24 protein-coding genes are annotated in these 21,543 nt (G+C 61.9%); 14 read left to right on the top strand and 10 right to left on the bottom strand.

Features of this window, described 5'->3' with window-relative positions:
* Nucleotides 1-4 precede the first annotated feature (4 nt).
* The 3 genes from A462_RS01610 (at nucleotide 5) to sutA (ending at nucleotide 2,410) form a co-directional block, all read left to right on the top strand.
* Nucleotides 5-1,345, top strand: coding sequence for an ammonium transporter (locus A462_RS01610; RefSeq protein ID WP_008439352.1), 1,341 nt, complete (start codon nucleotides 5-7; stop codon nucleotides 1,343-1,345).
* 209 nt (nucleotides 1,346-1,554) lie between these two features.
* On the top strand, nucleotides 1,555-1,980 hold the full coding sequence (locus A462_RS01615) for a secondary thiamine-phosphate synthase enzyme YjbQ (protein WP_003208787.1): 426 nt from the start codon (nucleotides 1,555-1,557) through the stop codon (nucleotides 1,978-1,980).
* Between the two features lie 103 nt (nucleotides 1,981-2,083).
* Nucleotides 2,084-2,410, top strand: a complete 327-nt coding sequence (sutA, locus tag A462_RS01620; RefSeq protein WP_003208791.1) for a transcriptional regulator SutA — start codon at nucleotides 2,084-2,086, stop codon at nucleotides 2,408-2,410.
* 255 nt (nucleotides 2,411-2,665) lie between these two features.
* Here sutA and A462_RS01625 read toward each other — a convergent pair whose 3' ends face one another.
* From A462_RS01625 to lptM, 6 genes are read right to left on the bottom strand one after another with little or no spacing between them, the layout of a single operon-like run.
* Nucleotides 2,666-3,364: an HAD family hydrolase gene (locus A462_RS01625; RefSeq protein WP_008439351.1), complete on the bottom strand. Its 699-nt coding sequence runs from the start codon at nucleotides 3,362-3,364 to the stop codon at nucleotides 2,666-2,668.
* Nucleotides 3,361-4,260 (bottom strand): tyrosine recombinase XerC, encoded by a 900-nt coding sequence (gene xerC, locus A462_RS01630; RefSeq protein ID WP_008439350.1) that lies wholly within the window; start codon nucleotides 4,258-4,260, stop codon nucleotides 3,361-3,363. Before xerC ends, A462_RS01625 begins: the two co-directional genes overlap by 4 nt.
* 2 nt (nucleotides 4,261-4,262) lie before the next feature.
* On the bottom strand, nucleotides 4,263-4,979 hold the full coding sequence (locus A462_RS01635) for a DUF484 family protein (RefSeq protein ID WP_003208796.1): 717 nt from the start codon (nucleotides 4,977-4,979) through the stop codon (nucleotides 4,263-4,265).
* A 13-nt stretch (nucleotides 4,980-4,992) separates the two neighbouring features.
* Nucleotides 4,993-5,823, bottom strand: a complete 831-nt coding sequence (gene dapF, locus A462_RS01640) for a diaminopimelate epimerase (RefSeq protein ID WP_008439347.1) — start codon at nucleotides 5,821-5,823, stop codon at nucleotides 4,993-4,995.
* A gap of 4 nt (nucleotides 5,824-5,827) precedes the next feature.
* On the bottom strand, nucleotides 5,828-7,075 hold the full coding sequence (lysA, locus tag A462_RS01645) for a diaminopimelate decarboxylase (protein ID WP_008439346.1): 1,248 nt from the start codon (nucleotides 7,073-7,075) through the stop codon (nucleotides 5,828-5,830).
* Between the two features lie 9 nt (nucleotides 7,076-7,084).
* Nucleotides 7,085-7,246, bottom strand: coding sequence for an LPS translocon maturation chaperone LptM (gene lptM, locus A462_RS33965; RefSeq protein WP_003208801.1), 162 nt, complete (start codon nucleotides 7,244-7,246; stop codon nucleotides 7,085-7,087).
* 239 nt (nucleotides 7,247-7,485) lie between these two features.
* Between lptM and cyaY the strand changes: the two genes are divergently transcribed.
* The 3 genes from cyaY (at nucleotide 7,486) to rnk (ending at nucleotide 8,581) form a co-directional block, all read left to right on the top strand.
* Nucleotides 7,486-7,818: an iron donor protein CyaY gene (cyaY, locus tag A462_RS01655; protein WP_003208803.1), complete on the top strand. Its 333-nt coding sequence runs from the start codon at nucleotides 7,486-7,488 to the stop codon at nucleotides 7,816-7,818.
* A gap of 2 nt (nucleotides 7,819-7,820) precedes the next feature.
* Complete coding sequence (locus tag A462_RS33955; protein ID WP_008439345.1) at nucleotides 7,821-8,039, top strand: DUF1289 domain-containing protein; 219 nt, start codon at nucleotides 7,821-7,823, stop codon at nucleotides 8,037-8,039.
* Between the two features lie 131 nt (nucleotides 8,040-8,170).
* Nucleotides 8,171-8,581, top strand: coding sequence for a nucleoside diphosphate kinase regulator (gene rnk / locus A462_RS01660; protein ID WP_003208808.1), 411 nt, complete (start codon nucleotides 8,171-8,173; stop codon nucleotides 8,579-8,581).
* On the opposite strand, the gene A462_RS01665 is transcribed toward rnk, so the two are convergent.
* The 3 genes from A462_RS01665 to A462_RS01675 form a co-directional block, all read right to left on the bottom strand.
* Nucleotides 8,578-11,415, bottom strand: coding sequence for a class I adenylate cyclase (locus A462_RS01665; protein WP_008439344.1), 2,838 nt, complete (start codon nucleotides 11,413-11,415; stop codon nucleotides 8,578-8,580). The two genes, rnk and A462_RS01665, sit on opposite strands and share 4 nt — an antisense overlap.
* 168 nt (nucleotides 11,416-11,583) lie before the next feature.
* Nucleotides 11,584-11,832, bottom strand: a complete 249-nt coding sequence (locus tag A462_RS01670) for a TIGR02647 family protein (protein ID WP_003208812.1) — start codon at nucleotides 11,830-11,832, stop codon at nucleotides 11,584-11,586.
* Between the two features lie 148 nt (nucleotides 11,833-11,980).
* On the bottom strand, nucleotides 11,981-12,265 hold the full coding sequence (locus tag A462_RS01675; protein WP_003208814.1) for a hypothetical protein: 285 nt from the start codon (nucleotides 12,263-12,265) through the stop codon (nucleotides 11,981-11,983).
* Between the two features lie 125 nt (nucleotides 12,266-12,390).
* Between A462_RS01675 and A462_RS01680 the strand changes: the two genes are divergently transcribed.
* Nucleotides 12,391-13,050 carry a glutathione S-transferase family protein gene (locus A462_RS01680; RefSeq protein ID WP_008439337.1) on the top strand — a complete coding sequence of 220 codons (660 nt, stop codon included), beginning with the start codon at nucleotides 12,391-12,393 and terminating at the stop codon, nucleotides 13,048-13,050.
* A gap of 110 nt (nucleotides 13,051-13,160) precedes the next feature.
* On the opposite strand, the gene argH is transcribed toward A462_RS01680, so the two are convergent.
* Nucleotides 13,161-14,555: an argininosuccinate lyase gene (argH, locus tag A462_RS01685; RefSeq protein WP_008439335.1), complete on the bottom strand. Its 1,395-nt coding sequence runs from the start codon at nucleotides 14,553-14,555 to the stop codon at nucleotides 13,161-13,163.
* Between the two features lie 562 nt (nucleotides 14,556-15,117).
* Here argH and A462_RS01690 point away from each other — a divergent pair.
* From A462_RS01690 to A462_RS01720, 7 genes are all read left to right on the top strand, one after another.
* Nucleotides 15,118-15,864: a LytR/AlgR family response regulator transcription factor gene (locus A462_RS01690; RefSeq protein WP_003208820.1), complete on the top strand. Its 747-nt coding sequence runs from the start codon at nucleotides 15,118-15,120 to the stop codon at nucleotides 15,862-15,864.
* A gap of 138 nt (nucleotides 15,865-16,002) precedes the next feature.
* Nucleotides 16,003-16,944 (top strand): hydroxymethylbilane synthase, encoded by a 942-nt coding sequence (gene hemC / locus A462_RS01695; protein ID WP_008439333.1) that lies wholly within the window; start codon nucleotides 16,003-16,005, stop codon nucleotides 16,942-16,944.
* On the top strand, nucleotides 16,941-17,708 hold the full coding sequence (locus A462_RS35015) for a uroporphyrinogen-III synthase (RefSeq protein ID WP_238544273.1): 768 nt from the start codon (nucleotides 16,941-16,943) through the stop codon (nucleotides 17,706-17,708). Before hemC ends, A462_RS35015 begins: the two co-directional genes overlap by 4 nt.
* Nucleotides 17,709-17,726: 18 nt before the next feature.
* Nucleotides 17,727-18,845, top strand: coding sequence for a uroporphyrinogen-III C-methyltransferase (locus A462_RS35010; protein ID WP_008439331.1), 1,119 nt, complete (start codon nucleotides 17,727-17,729; stop codon nucleotides 18,843-18,845).
* Between the two features lie 5 nt (nucleotides 18,846-18,850).
* Entirely contained in the window at nucleotides 18,851-20,092 is a 1,242-nt protein-coding gene (locus A462_RS01710) for a heme biosynthesis protein HemY (protein WP_008439330.1), read from the top strand.
* A gap of 237 nt (nucleotides 20,093-20,329) precedes the next feature.
* On the top strand, nucleotides 20,330-20,851 hold the full coding sequence (locus A462_RS01715) for a disulfide bond formation protein B (RefSeq protein ID WP_003208831.1): 522 nt from the start codon (nucleotides 20,330-20,332) through the stop codon (nucleotides 20,849-20,851).
* A gap of 206 nt (nucleotides 20,852-21,057) precedes the next feature.
* Nucleotides 21,058-21,516 carry an Rsd/AlgQ family anti-sigma factor gene (locus A462_RS01720; RefSeq protein ID WP_008439329.1) on the top strand — a complete coding sequence of 153 codons (459 nt, stop codon included), beginning with the start codon at nucleotides 21,058-21,060 and terminating at the stop codon, nucleotides 21,514-21,516.
* Nucleotides 21,517-21,543: the final 27 nt, after the last annotated feature.

The following is a 21,543-nucleotide window of genomic DNA, read 5'->3' as shown; positions in this document are numbered from 1 at the left end:
CAATATGACTCTGCGTAAATTCGCAGGGCTAGGAGCCCTGTTGTCCCTCGTAATGCCGGCCCTGGCCATGGCGGCGGACCCAGTACCTGCTCCAGTCCTCAATTCCGGCGACACCGCGTGGATGCTCACGTCCACCGCGCTGGTGCTGTTCATGACCATTCCAGGCCTCGCGCTGTTCTACGGCGGCATGGTTCGCTCCAAAAACATTCTTTCCGTGATGATGCAGTGCTTTGCCATCACCGGCCTGATCACCATCCTGTGGTTCGTGTACGGCTACAGCATGGCGTTCGACACCACCGGTATGGAAGCAGGCGTCGTCAATCTCAACTCGTTTGTGGGTGGCTTGTCCAAACTGTTCCTCTCGGGTGTGACCCCGGCCAGCATCACCGGCCCGGCGGCGTTGTTCCCTGAGGCCGTGTTCGTGACCTTCCAGATGACCTTCGCGATCATCACCCCGGCGCTGATCGTCGGTGCATTCGCCGAGCGGATGAAGTTCTCCGCGATGCTGATCTTCATGGGCGTCTGGTTCACCCTGGTCTACGCACCGATTGCCCACATGGTGTGGGGCGGTCCGGGTTCGTTGCTGGGCGACTGGGGCGTGCTCGACTTCGCAGGCGGCACCGTGGTGCACATCAACGCCGGTGTGGCCGGCCTGGTAGCGTGCCTGGTACTCGGCAAGCGTAAAGGCTTCCCAACCACCCCAATGGCGCCGCACAACCTCGGTTACACCCTGGTGGGCGCGGCCATGCTGTGGGTCGGCTGGTTCGGCTTCAACGCCGGCTCCGCTGCTGCGGCCAACGGCACTGCCGGCATGGCGATGCTGGTGACCCAGATCGCTACCGCTGCTGCGGCCCTGGGCTGGATGTTCGCCGAGTGGGTCACCCACGGTAAGCCAAGCGCACTGGGCATCGCCTCGGGTGTGGTTGCGGGCCTGGTGGCAATCACCCCAGCCGCAGGCACCGTGGGCCCGATGGGCGCCCTGGTAATCGGCCTGGCTGCCGGTGTGGTGTGCTTCTTCTGCGCCACTACCCTGAAACGCAAACTGGGCTACGACGACTCCCTGGACGCCTTCGGCGTGCACGGTATCGGCGGTATCCTCGGCGCGATCCTGACCGGCGTGTTCGCCGCACCGTCGATGGGGGGCTTCAACGCCGCTACTACCGACATTGCCGCACAGGTCTGGGTTCAGGCCAAAGGCGTCGGCTTCACCGTCATCTACACCGCTATCGTGACGTACATCATCCTCAAGGTGCTGGACGTGGTGATGGGCCTGCGGGTGACCGAAGAAGAAGAGGCGGTTGGCCTCGATCTGGCGCAACACAACGAGCGCGGCTACAACTTGTAAGTACGCGAAAAAAAGATGCCCGGCTTGCCGGGCATTTTTTTGCCTTGGGTTTGTCTGTGGCTAAAGGTGTATGGGTTTTTTTGCGACTTTGTGATGGGATCCGCACTGCACTTTTCAGTGTGCGAATGTCTTACAGGCATGTAGGCGTATTCGGCACTTTGTTTTTTCCCTGAGCGCGCTAGAATGCGCGCCGATAGGCGGAGAACTGTATGTGGCAACAGACCCTGATAACCCTGCGGGCCAAGCCCCGGGGCTTTCATCTGGTGACGGACGAGTTGCTCGCCGGCCTGCCTGAATTGAAGGCCTGTCGGGTGGGACTGTTGCATTTGTGGCTGCAGCACACCTCGGCCTCGTTGACGGTCAACGAGAATGCCGACCCGGCGGTTCGCCGTGACTTCGAGCGTTTTTTCAATGCGCTGGTGCCGCAAGGCACGGCGGGATATGAACACAACGACGAGGGTCCGGATGATCTGCCGGCGCACTTCAAGGCCAGTCTGCTGGGCTGTCAGCTGAGTTTGCCGGTAAGGGCCGGCCGCTTGGCGATGGGGACCTGGCAAGGTGTTTATCTGGGCGAGCACCGTGATCATGGCGGTGCTCGTAAAGTCCTCGCCACCTTGCACGGTGATGGGGCATAAGCCACTGGTTAACCGGTGGATGTTGATTTTTTTCCGGCGGCCGTCGACAGGCGGCGAAGCTGGGCTATAACTAATCTGCTTTTCGCAAGTCATGAGGTAGAACATGAGCGACGATGATCTGGAAAACGACGACCTCGAAGTAGGCGACGACGACGAAACCGAGGAAGGTCTTGAGGCGGCTGCCGAAGACGTGGCTGACGACGACGGTGGCGACGATGCACCGGTCCCGGCAGCCAAGGGCAAGGCCAAGGCTGCAGTGTCGGTTGACGAGTTGCCGAGCGTAGAAGCCAAGAACAAAGAGCGCGATGCGCTGGCCCGGGCGATGGAAGAATTCCTCGCCAAAGGCGGCAAAGTGCAGGAAGTCGAGGCTAACGTGGTGGCAGATCCACCGAAGAAGCCGGATAACAAGTACGGCAGCCGGCCTATCTAAGGCCTGCTGTTTGCTTGCTGAAAAAGCCCGCCGTCGCTGCGGGCTTTTTCATGGGCGAAACAAAATGGTCAGGGCTAACACCCATCCAAGGATGAAGAGCGTGTGTGGCGAGGGAGCTTGCTCCCGTTGGGGCGCGAAGCGGCCCCTGGTTGGGTCGACGCGGTCTTTCAGAAAGGCCGTCGTGGCTGGTTCAGGGGCCGCTTCGCAGCCCAGCGGGAGCAAGCTCCCTCGCCACAAAAGCCCTTCATCATCAGGTTATGCATTCCAGCGGGCTAGCACGTCGGGTAGCTCGGTCAGGCTGCGAATCTCGGCATCCGGCAATTTCTCGGCCTCCCAGGCCTTGCCTGCCGGGTTGAACCACACCGCCCGCAGCCCCGCCTGCTGCGCACCGGCAATGTCATCCCCTGGATGGTCACCCACATGCACTGCCGCGCCCGGCGCTACGCCACCGCGCTGCAAGGCTTCCTGAAACAACCGCGCATCCGGCTTGGCAATACCAATGTCTTCAGCCCGGAGTGCAAAGTGGAAGTAGTCCGCCAACCCCACACGTTGCACATCGGCATTACCGTTGGTAATCACCCCCAGCAGATAGTCGCGGCGCAGTGCTTGCAGCATCGGTTCCGCTTCGGGGAATACGGTGAGTTGATGCCGGGCATGGATGAACGCTTCAAAGCACACATCCGCCATCTGCGCCGCTTCCGGCAGCGGGTACCCGGCTTCCTCGAAGGCGTATTGCAGCACCTTGTGACGCAACACGCTGATGCGATATTTCAGCTCGGGATGACGCTCCAGCACCTGCTGGCGCAGGCTGGCAAACTTCTCCAGGGGCAAGTCGCCCACCTTGGTGGCGTGGGTCGCCAGCCACTCGCGCATCGATGCCTCGGCGCTGATGATGACCGGCACGTTATCCCAGAGCGTATCGTCCAGGTCGAAGGTGATCAGCTTGATGCTCATGAGTCACTGCCCTTAATGCGTTTGGCCCGTGGATGGGCGCTGTCGTACACCGTTGCCAGGTGCTGGAAGTCCAGGTGGGTGTAGATCTGGGTGGTCTTGATGTCGGAGTGGCCCAGCAGTTCCTGCACCGCACGCAGGTCCTGGGAGGACTCCAGCAAGTGGCTGGCAAAGGAGTGCCGGAGCATGTGCGGGTGCAGGTTCTGCCCCAGCTCGCGCTCGCCGGCGGCCTTGACCCGCACTTGTATGGCCCGGGGCCCGAGGCGCCGGCCTTGCTGGCTGATAAACACCGCGTCGTCCGCCGGGTTGGCCAGGGCGCGCAGCGGCAGCCACAGTAGCAAGGCTTCGCGGGCCTTCTTGCCCACCGGCAATACGCGGGTCTTGCTGCCTTTGCCGAGCACTTGCACCAGGCCATCCGCCAGGTCCAGTTGATCGAGGTTAAGCCCGGTCAGCTCCGACAGGCGCAGGCCCGAGGAGTAGAAGAGTTCGAGGATTGCCTGGTCGCGATGGGCCAGGAAGTCGTCCTCCACGGCGCCATCGAGCAATTGCAGGGCGCGATCCGTGTCGAGGGTCTTGGGCAGGCGGCGTTCGCCCTTGGGCGGCGCCAGGCCGTTGGCCGGGTCGTGGTCGCACAGGCCTTCGCGGTTCAGGTAGTGATAGAGGCCGCGTACCGCCGACAGCAGGCGCGCCAGGCTGCGGGAGGATTGGCCTTGCTGGTGCAGGCGGGCGATCAGGCTGCGCAGACCCTGGATGTCCAGGGCCTTCCAGCTGCCGATGTGTTGTTTCTCGCAGAACGCCAGGACCTTGTTCAAGTCCCGCCGGTAGGCTTCCAGGGTATGCGGCGACACCTGGCGCTCGCTGCGCAGGTGAGCGCAGTAGGCGTCCAGTTGTCGTTCCATGGCTAGCGCACCGCGCGCAATGCGCTGGTGAAGCGTGGCAGGACGCGGCCCAGCACTTCGGCGATGTAGCTCAGGAACAGCGTGCCCACCGAGCTTTTGTAATGCTGCGGATCACGGCTGGCGATGGCCAGCACGCCATGCAAACCTTGATGACTGAGGGCAACCACGGCGGTGGAGCCGATCTGCTGGCGCTGCTCGGCGCCAAACAGGAAGTCCAGCTCATGCTCGCGCAAGGTGCCGCTGATGGTCTTGCCTTCGGACAGCAGGCCGCCAATCGCGGTCTGGGCATCGCTGCCGCTGACCCAGCGACCCACCGGCATCGGGTTGTCGCTGAACAGGATCAGGCTGACAAAGGGCACCTGGAAATCCTGGCGCAGGCTGTCTTCGACGGCGATCACCGCTTCTTCCAGGCTGGCGGCGTCCATCAGGGTCAGGACCAGGCGGCGGGTCTTGTCGAACAGGCGGTCGTTGTCGCGGGCCACATCCATCAGCTGCGAGAGCCGATGGCGCATTTCGATATTGCGCTCGCGCAGGATCTTCATCTGCCGCTCCACCAGCGACACGGTATCGCCGCGCTGGTGGGGAATACGCAGGGCCGGCAGCAGTTCTTCGTGCTCGACGAAGAAGTCCGGGTTAGCCTCCAGATACGCCGCAACGGCTGCGGCCTCCAGACTTTCGCTTGGGGATGCTTGCGCGGGTACTTGAGGCTTATCAGTCATTAGATTTGCTCACTCATAGACGGACCTGTCCTTCGTAGACGCGGGTGGCCGGGCCGGTCATTTTCACCGGTTGGCCGGGGCCTGCCCATTCGATGGACAGGCGTCCACCGGGCAGGTCGATCAGCAGCGGCGAATCCATCCACCCCTGGCTGATCGCGGCTACGGCAGCGGCGCAGGCGCCGGTACCGCAAGCCTGGGTTTCGCCGGCCCCGCGTTCCCAGACGCGCAACTGCGCACGGGAACGGTCGATGACCTGCAGGAAGCCCACATTGACCCGCGCGGGAAAGCGCGGATGGTTTTCGATCTTCGGCCCCAGTTCATGCACCGGCGCGTTGTTGATGTCATCCACCCGCAGCACGGCATGGGGGTTGCCCATGGACACGGCGGCCAGGTTGACGGTCTTGCCGTCCACGTCCACCGGGTAGCTCAGGGCTTGCTCGGTGGCCTGGAACGGAATGTCCGCCGGCACCAGCCGTGGCGCGCCCATGTTGACGCCGATCTGGCCGTCGCTGCGAATATCCAGCTCGATGATGCCGCTTTTGGTCTCGACGCGAATCTGCCGCTTGGCGGTCAGGCGCTTGTCCAGGACAAAACGGGCGAAACAGCGGGCACCATTGCCGCACTGTTCCACTTCGGAGCCATCGGAGTTGAAGATCCGGTAACGGAAATCCACTTCCGGGTTACTCGGCGCTTCCACCAGCAACAATTGGTCGAAGCCGACACCTGTGTGCCGGTCGCCCCACAGCTTGGCGTGCTTGGGCAGGATGTGCGCGTGCTGGCTGACCAGGTCGAGGACCATGAAGTCATTGCCCAGCCCGTGCATCTTGGTAAAACGCAGCAACATGACCTTACTCCGGCAGCAGGCTTTCGCCAGCAAACAACTCGGCTACCGTCTCGCGGCGACGCACTTCAAACGCTTGATCACCGTCCACCAGCACCTCGGCGGTACGCCCGCGGGTGTTGTAGTTGGAGCTCATGACAAACCCATAGGCACCGGCCGAATGCACGGCCAGCAGGTCGCCTTCTTCCAGGGCCAGCTGACGTTCCTTGGCCAGGAAGTCGCCGGTCTCGCAGATCGGGCCGACGATATCGTAGCTGCGGCCTTCGCCTGCGCGTGGCTTGACGGCCGTCACATTCATCCAGGCCTGGTACAGCGCCGGACGGATCAGGTCGTTCATCGCCGCGTCGACGATGGCGAAATCCTTGTGCTCGGTGTGCTTGAGGTACTCGACCTGGGTCAGCAGCAGGCCGGCGTTGGCGACGATGTAGCGGCCCGGCTCGAACATCAGCGTCAGGTCGCGGCCTTCGAGGCGCTCGCGCACGGCCTTGATGTAGTCGGACACCAGCGGCGGCTCTTCATCGCGATAACGCACACCCACGCCGCCACCGAGGTCGATGTGGTGCAGGTAGATGCCGCACTCGCCGAGGCGGTCGACCAGCGCCAGCAGGCGGTCGAGGGCGTCGAGGAACGGTGGCAGGCTGGTCAGTTGCGAGCCGATATGGCAGTCGACACCCAAGACTTCCAGGTTCGGCAACTGCGCGGCGCGGATGTACACGTCCTCGGCGTCGGCAATGGCGATGCCGAACTTGTTCTCTTTGAGACCGGTGGAAATGTACGGGTGAGTGCCGGCGTCGACGTCCGGGTTGACCCGCAGGGAGATCGGCGCGCGAACGCCCATCTCGGCGGCCACCACTTGCAGGCGCTCCAGCTCGTCGGTGGATTCGACGTTGAAGCAGTGCACGCCAACTTCCAGGGCGCGGCGCATGTCTTCGCGGCTCTTGCCGACACCGGAGAACACAATTTTGTCAGCCTTGCCGCCGGCGGCCAGTACACGCTCAAGCTCGCCCCGGGACACGATGTCGAAACCGGCGCCCAGGCGCGCCAGGACATTGAGTACACCCAGGTTGGAGTTGGCTTTTACGGCGAAGCACACCAGGCTCGGCGTGCCTTCCAGCGCATCGGCAAAGGAGCGGTATTGCGCTTCGATGTGGGCACGGGAGTACACGTAGGTCGGGGTACCAAAGCGCTCGGCGATGGCGGACAGCGCGACACCTTCCGCGAACAGCTCGCCGTCCCGGTAGTTAAAAGCGTCCATGATGTTCCCTTAGTAGGTGTCGTGCTTGTGCGCTTTGGTTTGCGACGATTGCGCCTGTTCATTCGGGTCTTTGCTGTCATCGGGCAGATACAGCGGGCCTTTTTGACCACAGGCACTAACGAGGCAAGCGACCGCGACGAGCGCAGCAAGGGAAGAGATCAGGCGCTTCATGGCGAAATCCTTGAATATGCATTAATTGCGCCCGAGTATACCGACCACCCGCCGGATTGCCTATGCGCCGAAATACCCGTCCGGCGGGGCTTTGCCGAGTTTGTTGCGATTGTGCTTACACCAATCGAGGATAATTCACACGGCTGTGGGTAATGAAATCGGTATCCTTTGCAATCATGATGGCGCGTCCGTATTGTGCGGCGCTTGAGCGAGACCAGACACTTTTCGAGGTTCCCACAATGAGTTTGACCGAAGCGCGTTTTCACGACCTGGTGGATGCGACCCAGCAAGCGCTGGAGGATATTTTCGACGACAGCGGTCTGGATGTGGACCTGGAGAACTCGGCCGGTGTGCTCACCGTCAAGTTTGAAAATGGCACCCAATTGATTTTCAGCCGCCAGGAGCCCCTGCGTCAGCTATGGCTGGCGGCGCGTTCCGGTGGTTTTCACTTCGATTACGATGAAGAAGAAAAACGCTGGACCCACGACACCACCGATGAGCTGCTGAGCGAAATGCTCGCGCGCCTCACCCAGGAACAAGCCGGCGTCGAGCTGGACTTCGACGAGATCTGATCGTGACGCAGCCCGTTCCCGTACGCCCGCCCAAGCCGCTGTTCAGCAATGTCAGCCCGGCGGTGCCGTCACCTTGTATCAGTTTATGTCGGCTGGATGAGCACAAAGTCTGCCTCGGTTGCCTCCGTCATGTGGAAGACATCCGCGAATGGCGCTCTGCCGACGATGCGCGACGCCGCGTGATCGTCGCCCAGGCCGAGCAGCGCAGGACCTGCGCCTGAGGCCGTCTTGTTTATTTATTGTGCTGTGGTAGTGTCCGGATACACCTCAACTCATCGAGGTCCGTGAGAACCCCGCCTTTTCCTGGCGGGGTTTTGCTTTTTTGTGCAGAAAAAAGGAGTCTGCCTGAATCATGACCGCACCTTCCATCATCCTCACCCGTCTTGACGTGCAGCGTCTTGAGCAACTGATCGACCGTGTCGGCGAGGCGTCGCCGGGCGTTGAAGCCCTGCAACACGAACTCGACCGCGCCGAAGAAGTGGTTGGCCACGATGAAGTGCCTGCATCTGTCGTGACCATGAACTCCAGCGTGCATTGCCGTGAACAAGGCAGTGGCAAGGACTATCACCTGACCCTGGTCTACCCCAAGGACGCGAACGCCGACGAAGGCAAAATCTCGATCCTGGCGCCGGTGGGCAGCGCATTGCTGGGCCTGCAAGTCGGCCAGCATATCGACTGGCCAGCACCGGGTGGCAAGACCCTCAAGCTTGAATTGCTCGGCGTCGAAGGCCAGCCGAAAGACGGTGGCGCCTTTCCTCTCTAAACCTGGTTCAGCGCTTCATTGAGCGCCAGTTCCAGATCAGCCTTGTAGCGCAGGTACAGATTGCTCGGGCTTTGAACATCACCGAGCAGGCCGGACAGGTCCAGATCGGTGATGTAGCAGCGGTAACGCTCGGCTTCCCGGCGTTGCCCGACGATTTGCTGGGCGACCACCGCAAACAGTTGGTCGCCAAATTCCAGCTCGGAAAACTCTCGTTGATTGCAGTACAAGGTGATCCCCACCTGGCCCGGTGCTGCCTTGCCGATAATCGCCTGCACGTCGTAGAACGGCTTATTGGCCGGGGTTTGCGGCGCTGGGCGCGGTTCTGCCCGACGTGCGCGGCCGCTGCCTGACGGCAACAACTGGTAATACAGGATTTGCACCGCGCCGAAGGGCTGTTGCGGGTCCAGCGGCAGCAGCGCATCGCGGCGATAAATGATCGACTGCAGGAAGCGCTGCAACGGCACCAACAGGCTTTGCTCGTCGTGGAACGGCAGGCGCTGCTGCCAGAGCGCGTTGAACTCATCCAGCACGTACAGCTCGGCAACTCCGTCGTTGATCCGGTAGAACACCTGCACACAGTCGGGCAGGCCCATGGGCAGCAGCAGCGCCAGGTCGTGGTCTTCCAGGGCCATGGTGTCCAGGTGCAGCGGGCTGTAGCTGGCCAGTTCCTCACTGAGGTAGGCGATCAGCGCGTCCTGGGTCGCCAGTGACACATGGTTGGCCTGGCCGGGTGTCAGTTCCATCACGTGGTAGTGCTGCTGCACCTGCACCAGGTAGCGGTGGTTTTCCTGGCCCAGCAGTAGGTTTTGCGCGGTGTCGAAGATTTCCTCCACGCGCTGGGCAATGAACTGCGCGCGGTTGTGGCAGAAACAGCGCACCCGCAAGCGCGGCAAGTGATTGGGCGGTAGCTGATTGAGGTAGTCGCGCAGGCAGTCGAGCAGCGCGTGAGGGCCGTCATAGCGGCTGACCATCACCTCGTTCCAACTGTTGAGCGTGACCTGGTCCAGGGTCAGCACCAGGTTTTCCCGTACGCCCGCGTAACTCAGGGAGTCGGTGCGCTCGGTGGTCATCAGGATGTTCAGGTCGCGATGATGCTTGAGCGGGTCGACGCCGACGTTGATCAGCAGCAGCACTTCCTCGGGCACTGCCGAGCGCAGCAGGCGGTCTTCATCGACGCTGGCCAGGGGCAGGACGACAGTTTGTTGCAGGCTGCCCAGCAGGTTGAACAGCTCGAATTCGGTCATGTCACTGCTGCCGGGATGCAGCGCCAGGCGGGTACTGCTGTCGATCACGCCGTTGCGGTGGCACCAGGTGAGCATTTCCAGCAAATCGCGGCTGCGCTTGATCGGCGCGAAGTGCTCCCATTCCAGGGCGGTCAGGCTGCCGTTGTACAAGCCCCAATGATGCTGGCCGGGCTCTTTGCGGTTGGGCGACTGCACCAGGGTCAGGGTGTCTTCGGCAAGGTCGGGCGCAATGCCGGGGTTGATGAACTCGACCTTGCCGGCCTTGCGCTCGAAGGCGGCGTACAGGCGCCGGCCCAGCACATTGAGATCGCGCTTGTTGATCAGGCTGACGGTCTGTTCGGTGCGGGCAAACTGGGTCAGGAAGCGATAGCTGTAGTTCAGCTCGTTGACCAGCGCCCGGCGTTCGGAGGCCACCTGGCGGACTTTCCATTGGCTGCGGCTGTCCAGCAGGGCCAGTTGGCGCTGGTCCCAACCCCATTCGCTGGCCAGGCGCTCCAGCAGCAAACGCTGCCACCCGGTGCGCTGGCCCGCGCTGAGCTTGCGGTTGACCTTCAGGTACAGGCTGCGCCGCACCAGTTCCAGGCGTTCCGGCTCATTACGGGCCTTGAGGTACTCCTCGATCCGGCGGTAGACGACGATGTACGGGTCCAGCTCGTCCAGGTCCAGCTGATTGGCAAACACAGCGCGCTTGAAGCGCAGGCTCAGGCACTGCACCTTCGGGTGCTCGCTGGCGTAGACCTCGGTCAGCAGGAGTTTCAGTACTGATTTGTAGGGCGATTCGATGCCCTTGAACAACTGCCACAAGCCGGCACCGATAAATTCACCCGGCGGGATGTGCGCCAGGTGGCCCAGGTCGAGGGTTTCATCGGCGCGAATAAAGCGTTTGGAAATCAGCGCGTGGGTGAAGTCGGCATAGCGGGTTTCTTCGTACACCGGCACCAGCCACCAGATCGGCGTGCGCCCGGCCAGCCAGATGGCGGTGCGGTAGAACTCGTCCAGCAGCAGGTAATGCTGGCTGGTGCCGCAGTCTTCTGAACTCAGTTGGCTGTCGCGCTCGCCCTGGATAAACCGCGTCGGCTCGATCAGGAAGAAGTGCGCCTCGGCGCCCATGCTCAGGGCCCAGGTTTCGAGCAGTTGGCATTTCTTGCGCAACTCGGCCAGCTCGTTCTCGCTGAGATCGGCCGCATGGCAGACCCACACGTCCATATCACTTTGATCGGCCTGGGCCAGGGTGCCCAGGCTGCCCATCAGGAACAGGCCATGAATCGGCCGCGGTGGGTTGCCGTGGCGGGGCTTGTAGGAAAACGTGCGGGTCAGGCGCTGGGCCTCGGCCAAGGCTTGCGCGTCGGGTTCAAAATTCGACAGGCCGGCCGGCGTGCTGCCCGACACATAGCCCGGCAACAGCGGGTGATTTACGTGGAAAAACAGCGGCAGCAGGGTCAATACGCTTTGCTGGCGTGGTGTCAGTCCTTCGACGGCCCGGGCCATGCGGCCTTCGTTCAGGGCCAGAAACCGCGCGCGTAACTGGGCCAGCACCTTGCGGTCGATGCCTTCGTCCAGGTCGGGGCGGATTTCGTGGGTGCGGGTCATGTCGAACTCGGTGGCTCGCAGGGCCCGACGTGGGCGGCCGTGTGGGAGTTTACAGCCAGTAGCGTAGGAGATTTAGAGGGAATTTGTTTTTGACGCCGGAATTTTATCCCGGGCGCGGGAATGCCCGCGGAATCCGTGAAGAGAGGATCCCGTGGGCGATACGAGGTGTCAGGCGGCTTCTTTGGCGGTCGTCAGAATAGTCAGCAGGCTTTGTGCGTGTTCGGCAGCGTCCCGGCCGAGGCTGGTGAGGTAACCACCGTCTGGCTGGTCGATCAGGTCTTTATCAAACAGGCGCCGGGCGGCGGCAATGGCAGTGGGAGCGGCAGTCTGATGAACTTTCAGACCTTCCTGGGAGCTGCCCAGGTTGAAGAGTGCAAGGATTTCCAGTTCGGCAACCAACTCAGGGGTATACGACATAAGGACTCCAGACTTTCTAGGAATTTTTAGACGTTAGCAGCCATAAGGTGAACGCACTTGGGCGAGCTGTCCAGTCGGAACTCATGCGGTGTTGATGTGGGGCAGGATTGTGGCCAGCAAGAGTTTGCTGGCCAGCGCGGTGTGAGGCTTATTGCTTCTCGGGCGGCAGCTCCGGCAGCGCACGCAACGCAGTTTCATACCATTCGGTATTGAAGGCGCGATCTTCTTCGAGCAGCGCGTCAATTTCGATGGCGAGGACGTGGGCCATCATTTGCAGGATGTCTTCGCGCTCGTAGCCCACCAGGGTCAGCTTGTTGAACGTGGCCTTGGCGGCGGGCGGGTTGTCGCTTTCGATCTGGTTTTCGATCGCTTCAATCAAGGTGGTCTCGGCGAACTCTTCTTCGTCGTTGTCGATATCGGTTGGCTCGCTCATGGCAGGCTCCTGGAGGAAAGGGCGCCAGTCTACCCCCATTCACTCGGCTGATGCTGCTGGCCAGGCGCGGCCTCCCGATCTATAACCACTGCTGCCAACCCCGTACACGGCCTGGAGGCTTTGTGATGCTCAAGCTTTATGGATTTTCGGTCAGCAACTACTACAACATGGTCAAACTGGCGCTGCTGGAGAAAGGGCTGCCCTTCGAAGAGGTGCCGTTCTACGCAGGCCAGACCCCTGAAGCCTTGGCCGTGAGCCCCCGGGGCAAGGTGCCGGTGCTGGGTGTCGAGCAAGGGTTTATCAACGAAACCAGCGTGATCCTCGAATACCTCGAACAGACCCAGGGCGGACGATCGCTGCTGCCGAGCGAGCCGTTCCAGCGCGCCCAGGTGCTGGCGTTGTGCAGGGAAATCGAGCTGTACATCGAGTTGCCGGCCCGGGCGTGTTTTGCCGAGGCGTTTTTCGGAATGCCGGTGCCGGAGGCGATCAAGGAAAAGTCCAGGGCGGAGTTATTGCTGGGGATCGCATCGCTGGGGCGGCACGGGAAGTTTGCGCCGTATGTGGCAGGAGACAGCTTCACGATTGCGGATTTGTATTTTGTGTACAGCGTGGACCTGGCCTGTGCCGTGGCCGGGAAGCTGTTCGGGCTGGATCTGTTGGCTGAGTTGCCGAAGGCCAAGGCGTTGCTGGAGCACTTGCAGGCGCTGCCGAATGCCCAGCGGGTGGCGGCGGACAAGGAAGCGGCGATGCCGGCGTTTATGGCGATGATTGCTGCGAAGAAATAGATCTTGGGTGTTTGTGATGAGGCTTTCGCGAGCAAGCCCGCTCCCACATTTGACCGAGTTCCACCTTTGGAATGCAGTCGAATGTGGGAGCGGGCTTGCTCGCGAAGCTTTTAGCGGCTGGCGAGCAATGCCTGGCCGCGAACCACGGCAGCCTTCACCTGCGCCGGCGCAGTCCCGCCGACATGGTTACGGGCATTCACCGAGCCTTCCAGGGTCAGCACCGCAAACACGTCCTGCTCGATCTGGTCGCTGAACTGGCGCAGTTCTTCCAGGCTCATTTCCGCCAGGTCCTTGCCGGTGTCCACGCCGTACTTCACGGCATGCCCGACGATCTCGTGGCAGTCGCGGAACGGCAGGCCACGGCGTACCAGGTAGTCCGCCAGGTCTGTGGCGGTGGAGAAACCGCGCAGGGCCGCTTCACGCATGATGGCGTGCTTGGGCTTGATCGCCGGGATCATGTCGGCAAAGGCACGCAACGAGTCGCGCAGGGTATCGGCGGCGTCGAACAGCGGTTCCTTGTCTTCCTGGTTGTCCTTGTTGTAGGCCAGCGGTTGGCCTTTCATCAGGGTCAACAGGCCCATCAGCGCACCGAATACACGGCCGCTCTTGCCGCGTACCAGCTCCGGCACGTCGGGGTTTTTCTTTTGCGGCATGATCGAGCTGCCGGTGCAGAAGCGGTCCGGCAGGTCAATGAACTGGAATTGCGCGCTGGTCCACAGCACCAGCTCTTCGGAGAAGCGCGACAAGTGCATCATCGCAATGCTGGCCGCGGCGCAGAATTCGATGGCGAAGTCACGGTCCGACACGCCGTCCAGGGAGTTGCCGCCCACGGCGTCGAAACCCAGCAGCTGCGCGGTGTATTCGCGGTCGATCGGGTAGGTGGTGCCAGCCAGTGCAGCGCTGCCCAGAGGCATGCGGTTGGCGCGCTTGCGGCAGTCCACCAGGCGCTCGTAGTCGCGGCTGAGCATTTCGAACCAGGCCAGCAGATGGTGGCCGAAGGTCACAGGCTGTGCGGTCTGCAGGTGGGTGAAGCCGGGCATGATGGTGCCGGACTCACGCTCTGCCTGCTCCAGCAGGCCTTTTTGCAGGCGGGTGATTTCTGCCAGGATCAGGTCGATCTCGTCCCGCAGCCACAGGCGGATATCGGTAGCCACCTGGTCGTTACGGCTGCGACCGGTGTGCAGTTTCTTGCCGGTCACACCGATGCGGTCGGTGAGGCGGGCCTCGATGTTCATGTGCACGTCTTCCAGGTCGACGCGCCAGTCGAAGGTACCGGCTTCGATCTCGCCACGGATGGTGGTCAGGCCGTCGATGATGCTGTCGCGCTCGGCGTCGGTCAGCACGCCGACCTTGGCCAGCATCGTGGCGTGGGCGATCGAGCCCATGATGTCGTGGCGGTAGAGGCGCTGGTCGAAAGTGACGGAGGCGGTGAAGCGCGCGACGAAGGCGTCGACGGGTTCACTGAAGCGGCCGCCCCAGGACTGGTTGGTCTTGTCGGTGCTCATGGATTCGCTCGTGATCTGCTGGAAAGAGGGCATGAAAGTGTGGCGCCGATAATAACAGGGTTGCCCCCGGAGGCGACGATGCCGGGGCGGGGCATTTTTATTTGTTTCCAAGATGGCTAAGTGCCTTGCCCCCGGACTCGCGCAGGACGAGACTGGAGCCAGGACCGATCGGGGGGGAAACTTGCGGTCCTTGGTCAAACAAAGCGTGTTTATTGAAACGATATTTGACGATTGAGCAATATCGTCTTCGCCAGCGTCTACAGTTGCACTGATAGAGCTTCGCGCTGACGGAAGGTGCACTGCACCAATGCCGGGCGATGAGGTCGAACTCCAGGCTATCCATTAGAGAGGGGGTGTTCGTATTGTGTATCAGCAAACCCTACGACGATGCCCGAAGGCAGCAGGCTTTGGGCGCGATTGAACAGGTCCGGGTAAATATTGGTGCCACTCTCGGGGCACTTTTTGCCGCTCGCGCTAGTCTTAGCGTGGATCGCCGTGACGGAAGTCACCGCACCTGTCTACGCTATCCTTGTGCGAGACTCACGCAGGAATCCAGCGCAATATGAATGTCCTGATCGTTGATGACGAACCCCAAGCCCGCGAGCGACTGAGCCGTTTGGTCAGTGAACTCGAGGGTTACAATGTCCTTGAGCCGAGCGCCACCAGTGGCGAGGAAGCCTTGGCCCTTATTGACAGCCTCAAGCCGGACGTCGTGTTGCTCGACATCCGCATGCCGGGCCTTGATGGCTTGCAGGTGGCTGCCCGCCTGAGCGAGCGAGAATCGCCGCCTTCGGTGGTGCTGTGCGCCTCCCAGGATGAGTTCTCTTCCGAGGCCCTGGATGCCAGCGGCGCCAGTTTCCTGGTCAAGCCGATCAATGCCGATGCGTTGCTTCGCGCCTTGAAAAAGGCCGAGCGTCCCAATCGTGTCCAACTGGCAGCCTTGACCCAGCCCGCAGCCCAGGGCGGCAACGGGCCGCGTAGCCATATCAGCGCCCGTACCCGCAAGGGCATCGAGTTGATTCCCCTGGACCAGGTGGTCTACTTCATCGCCGATCACAAGTACGTGACCTTGCGTCACGAGGCTGGTGAAGTGCTGCTCGATGAGCCACTCAAGGCGCTGGAAGACGAATTTGGCGACCGCTTTGTGCGCATCCACCGCAATGCGCTGGTGGCCCGCGAGCGAATCGAGCGCCTGCAGCGCACGCCGCTTGGGCACTTTCAGCTGTTCCTGAAGGGCCTCAATGGCGACGCCCTGATCGTCAGCCGGCGCCATGTCGCCGGTGTGCGCAAGATGATGCAGCAGCTTTAGCCCGAGGGCTGACGCGAGCTTCACCGCCCATATCCCGGTGCGACGCGGCCAGGGAGGCCCCGCACTTGCTGATTCAAATCAAAGCGCATTTGCCTGAGCTGTTATTATCTGCCGTATCTATTCAGTACGGATTGATCCATGTCCTCTCGCGAAATCCGCATCGCCACCCGTAAAAGCGCCCTGGCCTTATGGCAGGCCGAATACGTCAAAGCACGCCTTGAGCAGGCTCATCCTGGCCTGAAGGTGTCCCTGGTGCCCATGGTCAGTCGCGGCGACAAGCTGCTTGATTCGCCATTGTCGAAAATCGGCGGCAAGGGCCTGTTCGTCAAGGAACTGGAAACCGCTCTGCTGGAGAACGAAGCCGACATCGCCGTGCATTCTATGAAAGATGTGCCCATGGACTTCCCCGAAGGCCTGGGCCTTTTTTGCATCTGCGAGCGCGAAGACCCCCGCGACGCCTTCGTTTCCAATACCTATGCCTCGCTGGATGAGCTGCCGCTGGGCAGCGTCGTCGGCACCTCCAGCCTGCGTCGCCAGGCGCAGTTGCTGACCCGCCGCCCGGACCTGCAAATCCGCTTCCTGCGGGGCAACGTCAATACTCGCCTGGCCAAGCTCGACGCCGGTGAATATGACGCGATCATTCTCGCGGCAGCCGGCTTGATCCGCTTGGGCTTTGAAGACCGCATCACCTCGGCCATCAGCGTCGAAGACAGCTTGCCGGCCGGCGGGCAGGGCGCTGTGGGCATTGAATGCCGCACCGCCGACAGCGAAATTCATGCGCTGCTCAAGCCGCTGGATCACCAGGACACCGAAATTCGCGTCACCGCCGAACGTGCCCTGAACAAGCACCTCAATGGTGGCTGCCAGGTACCGATCGCTTGTTACGCCGTGCTTGAGGGTGAGAACCTCTGGCTGCGTGGCCTGGTGGGCGACCCGAGTGGTGGGTTGTTGCTCACCGCAGAGATTCGCGGGCCGCAAAGCGAGGCCACCAGCCTGGGTATCAAGGTCGCCGAGGAACTGCTGGAAAAAGGCGCCGGTGCCATTCTGCAAGCGGTGTACGGCGAGGCCGGGCCGCAGTGATGCAATGGCGTGTGCTGCTGACGCGGCCTGCCGAGGAGTCGGCGGCCCTGGCGGCGACGTTATCCGAAGAAGGTGTTTTCAGCAGCAGCCTGCCGTTGCTGGAGGTTGAAGCGCTGCCTGTCACGCCTGAACAACAGACTGTTTTTCGCGATCTGGACCGCTATTGCGCGGTGATCGTGGTGAGCAAGCCGGCCGCGCGCCTGGGCTTGCAGTTGTTGGCTCAACACTGGCCGCAACCGCCGGCGTTACCGTGGTTCAGTGTCGGCGCTGCTACGGCGCAGGTGTTGGCCGAGCATGGCCTTGATGTCAGTTATCCCCACGACGGCGACGACAGTGAAGCCTTGCTTGAACTGGTCGCCTTGCGCGAGGCTATCTCGAAGCCCTGCGCCCGGGTGCTGATCCTGCGGGGCGAGGGCGGGCGAGAGCTGCTGGCTGAGCGTTTACGCGAGCAAGGTGCTAGTGTCGACTATCTGGAGTTGTATCGCCGTTTCCTGCCGGACTACGACCGTGCAACGCTGACCCAGCGCATAAACGTGGAACGCTTGAACGGCGTGGTGGTCAGCAGTGGGCAGGGTTTTTTACACCTGCAAGCGCTGGCCGGTACAGATTGGCCCCAGGTGGCACAGCTGCCGTTGTTCGTGCCCAGCCCGCGAGTCGCCGAGATGGCGCGTGCCGCTGGCGCGAAAGAAGTTGTGGATTGTCGTGGCGCCAGTGCCGCGGCTTTGTTAGTGGCGTTACGGAGTGTTTCCGTTCCCACTCTCTAATACGCAAAGGATGGATACGTGAGCGCAACAGCCTTGCCTAAAGATGAAGCTCAGCCCGCGCTTGATGCGCCTGTTGAGACACCGGTCACCACCGCCCCGCGCCGTGGCAACGGCCTGGCCATCGTGGCCTTGTTGCTCGGCGCCGCCGGCGTTGCCGCCGGTGGCTGGGGGATCTGGCAGGTCCGCGCACTGCAGGCGAGCAGCCAGCAACAGCTGGGCCAAGTGCAAACCCTGGACGACCAATCCCAGAGCCTCAAGCAGAGCCAGCAGCAGCTGTCGGCCCGTCTGGGGCAACTGCCCGGCGCCGATGAGCTGGAAGAGCGTCGCCGGCTGGTGGCGCAATTGCAGGGTGATCAACAACGCCTGAGCCAGCGCCTGGAAACCGTGCTGGGGGCCAGCCGCCAGGACTGGCGCCTGGCCGAGGCCGAGCACTTGATCCGCCTGGCCAGCCTGCGTCTTTCCGCCTTGCAGGACATCAACAGTGCCCAGGCACTGGTCCAGGGCGCTGACGAAATCCTCCGCGAACAAAGTGACCCTGGCTCCTACGCCGCCCGTGAGCAGTTGGCCAAGAGCCTCGCCGCGTTGCGCAATATCGAACAGCCCGACCGTACCGGGCTGTACCTGCAACTGGCGGCATTGCGCGATCAGGTCGTGCAGTTGGCGGCCATCGCGCCGGAATACCAACTCCCTGAAGCGGCCAATGATGGGCGTCCGACCACCGACACGGACAGCCGTTGGAGTCAGTGGTGGGCGCAGATCTCGCGGTATTTCCGCATCGACTTCAATCCTGATGACAACATTCGCCCGCTCCTGGCAGGGCAAGGCCTGAACCAGGTGCGCCTGGCCCTGAGCCTTGCACTTGAGCAGGCGCAATGGGCGGCGCTCAACGGCGAGCCGGCGGTGTACAGCCGATCCCTGGGCGAGGCTCGCAGCGTGTTGCAGGACAACTTCAATCAAGACAACCCGCAAAGCAAAGCCATGCTGGCCCGTATTGCCGAGCTTGAGCCCAAGGCCGTCTCGGTGGTCACGCCGGACCTGGCCGCGAGCCTGGCTGCCGTGCAGGCTTACCTTGACCGTCGCCACCTGTCTGCCGAGGAAGCCAAGGCTTCCGCTGGCAAGCCGGCGACCCAGGAGTAAAGCCGATGAAGCGCTTCTATGTGATCCTGATGCTGGCGATTGCGATCGCCCTGGCACTGGCCGTGGGCATTTCGAAACATACCGGCTACGTGCTGATTACCTATCCCCATGTGCTGCATTACGAGTCCGGGCTGTGGTCGACGCTGGTGGCGTTGTTTGCCATCGGCCTGGTGATCTATTTGGCCAGGGTGCTGCTGGGCCTGGTGCTGACCTCGGGTGGCGTGGTCAATCCGTGGTCGCGGCGCAACCGCAGCCGTCGGGTCCAGGTTGCCATCGAGCAGGGCCAGATGGACCTCGCCGAAGGGCGCTGGGCCAGTGCCGAGCGCCACTTGCACCGTGCGGCCGAAGCCGAACGCCAGCCATTGCTCTACTACCTCGGCGCGGCCCGTGCGGCCAACGAACAGGGCCGTTATGAGGAAGCGGATGGCCTGCTGGAACGCGCGCTTGAGCGCCAGCCCCAGGCCGAACTCGCGGTAGCCTTGAGTCATGCGCAGTTGCAGATGGACCGCGGTGACACCGATGGCGCCCTGGTCACCCTGCAGGCCATGCATGAGCGTCATCCGCATAACGTCCAGGTATTGCGCCAACTGCAGCGGCTGTATCAACAGCGTGGCGATTGGTCTTCGGTAATCCGGCTGTTGCCGGAGTTGCGCAAGGACAAGGTGTTGCCGCCTGCCGAGTTGGCCGACCTGGAGCGACGCGCCTGGGGCGAGAACCTGACCCTGGCTGCCCAGCACGAAGAGCAGGGCGAGGCCGGGCAGCAATCCCTGGAGCTGGCCTGGCAACAACTGACTTCGGCCCAGCGCCAGGAGCCGCAACTGGTGCTGGCGTACGCCGAACAACTGCGCCAGTTGGGCGCGGACGCCAAGGCTGAAGAAGTGCTGCGCGGTGCCCTCAAGCGCGAGTACGACAGTCATCTGATCCGGCTCTACGGGCTGCTGCGTGGCAGCGATCCGGCGAAGCAGTTGAAGTTCGCCGAAGGCTGGCTCAAGGACCATCCAGGCGATGCCAGCCTGCTGCTGACCCTGGGGCGCCTGTGCCTGCAAAACAGCTTGTGGGGCAAGGCGCGGGATTACCTTGAAAGCAGCCTGCAGGTGCAGCGCAACCCTGAGGCCTGCGCCGAGCTGGCACGCCTGCTGGCGCAGTTGGGCGACACCGAGCGCAGCAACCAGTTGTTCCAGGAAGGCCTGGGCTTGCTGGACAAGCGTTTGCTGGCGTCACCGTTGCCGGTGCCGGCACGGGTTTGAAGTAGGAAACAGAGTAAGGGTTGCCTCAGAATTGTCTGGTGGCCAACCCTTCAATAATGCCCAATAGCTGTAGTCAATACGGCTTGTAGTAAACTCCTACGTAGACGCGCGTTTAATCGCTCGCCTTCTGACGGGATATCCCTACGCTCTCGCGGAATCGTCTGCTCTGGCGCGTATTGAAAGGGGTAAGGTCTTTCCTCTACCGTAACTACCTATCTCTTGCGTTGCGGATAAACAATGTCTTTGGCCCCCTCACGCTCCCTGTTCCTCCTGGCGTTCCTGGCTGGTGCGCTGACGCTGGGCGCGTCCTTTTACCTGGAATACGCCGCGCTTTTGCGGCCTTGTTTCCTGTGCCAGGTGCAACGAATTCTTGTGGCTGCCTTCACGCTGATCAATCTCGTGGCGGCGATTCATGGGCCGAAGCGGTCCGGGATCTACCTGTATTGGGCGGCGAGCATGGGGTGTGCAGTGCTGGGCGCCATTACCGCCGTACGCCAGGTGCTGCTGCAAAATACGCCGCCGGAACAGTTGCCTGCCTGTTGGCCCGGCCTTCAATCCATGATCGAGAACCTGTCGCTGAGAGAGACGTTGGCCTTGATCTTCAAGGGCACCGTCGACTGCGTGGAAATCAACTGGACGCTGTTCGACTTGAGTATTCCCGAGTGGAGCCTGCTGTTCTTCGTGGCGATGCTGATCCTTGGCATCGCGCAGTTCTCGCGGTTGCTGCTGAGCCAGCGTTTTGGCCTTGCACGGCACTGAGAGGTGCCCGCAGGTTGTAGGAAGGGATTAAACACTTGTATGAACTTTCTCTCCTGCGTACCTTGATGCCATAGTCATGCGGGCATAATCTGGCCCGCACGCGTTATTGAAACAGACTGTTCGATGCACCGTTGCCCGGTTGCCGCTTTAACCTTGAAGTGTTGCGCGGGCAGTGTGCGGCGCCCCTATAGGGAAGAGAGATCATCATGCTGGAAAGTTGTCAGAATGCTCAGGAACGCTGGGGTGGGGTGCATAAACTGATCGATGGTTGGTTGAAAGCGCGTCACGAACTGGTTCGGGCCTTTGATGCTCTCGGTGCCAAACCCGAAGCGCTAAGCGAGAACCGCAAGCCGTTGCAGGAATTCTGTGGGGTATTGGTGGATTACGTCTCGGCGGGGCACTTCGGTGTCTACGAGCAGTTGACCAAAGAGGCCGAGGCTTTCGACGATCAACGTGGCCTGGACTTGGCAGAGACGATTTACCCGCGCATCGATGTCATCACCGAGAAGCTGCTGGCGTTCAACGACCTGTGTGATGCCGGCAAGTGCGTTGCAGAAAAATTCAAAGAGCTGGGCGGTTTGCTTCACGAGCGTTTCGAGCTGGAAGATTGCCTGATCGAAGTGCTGCACAACGCTCACAAGGAAGAGTTGACGGCTAAGGCCTGACTCCCCCCGACACAAGAAAACGGTGCG

It is taken from the genome of Pseudomonas sp. Ag1, from assembly GCF_000278565.1.
Classification (GTDB): Bacteria; Pseudomonadota; Gammaproteobacteria; order Pseudomonadales; family Pseudomonadaceae; genus Aquipseudomonas.
Note: the sequence above shows the minus strand (reverse complement) of the source record. Positions and strands in the feature narration are given on the sequence as shown.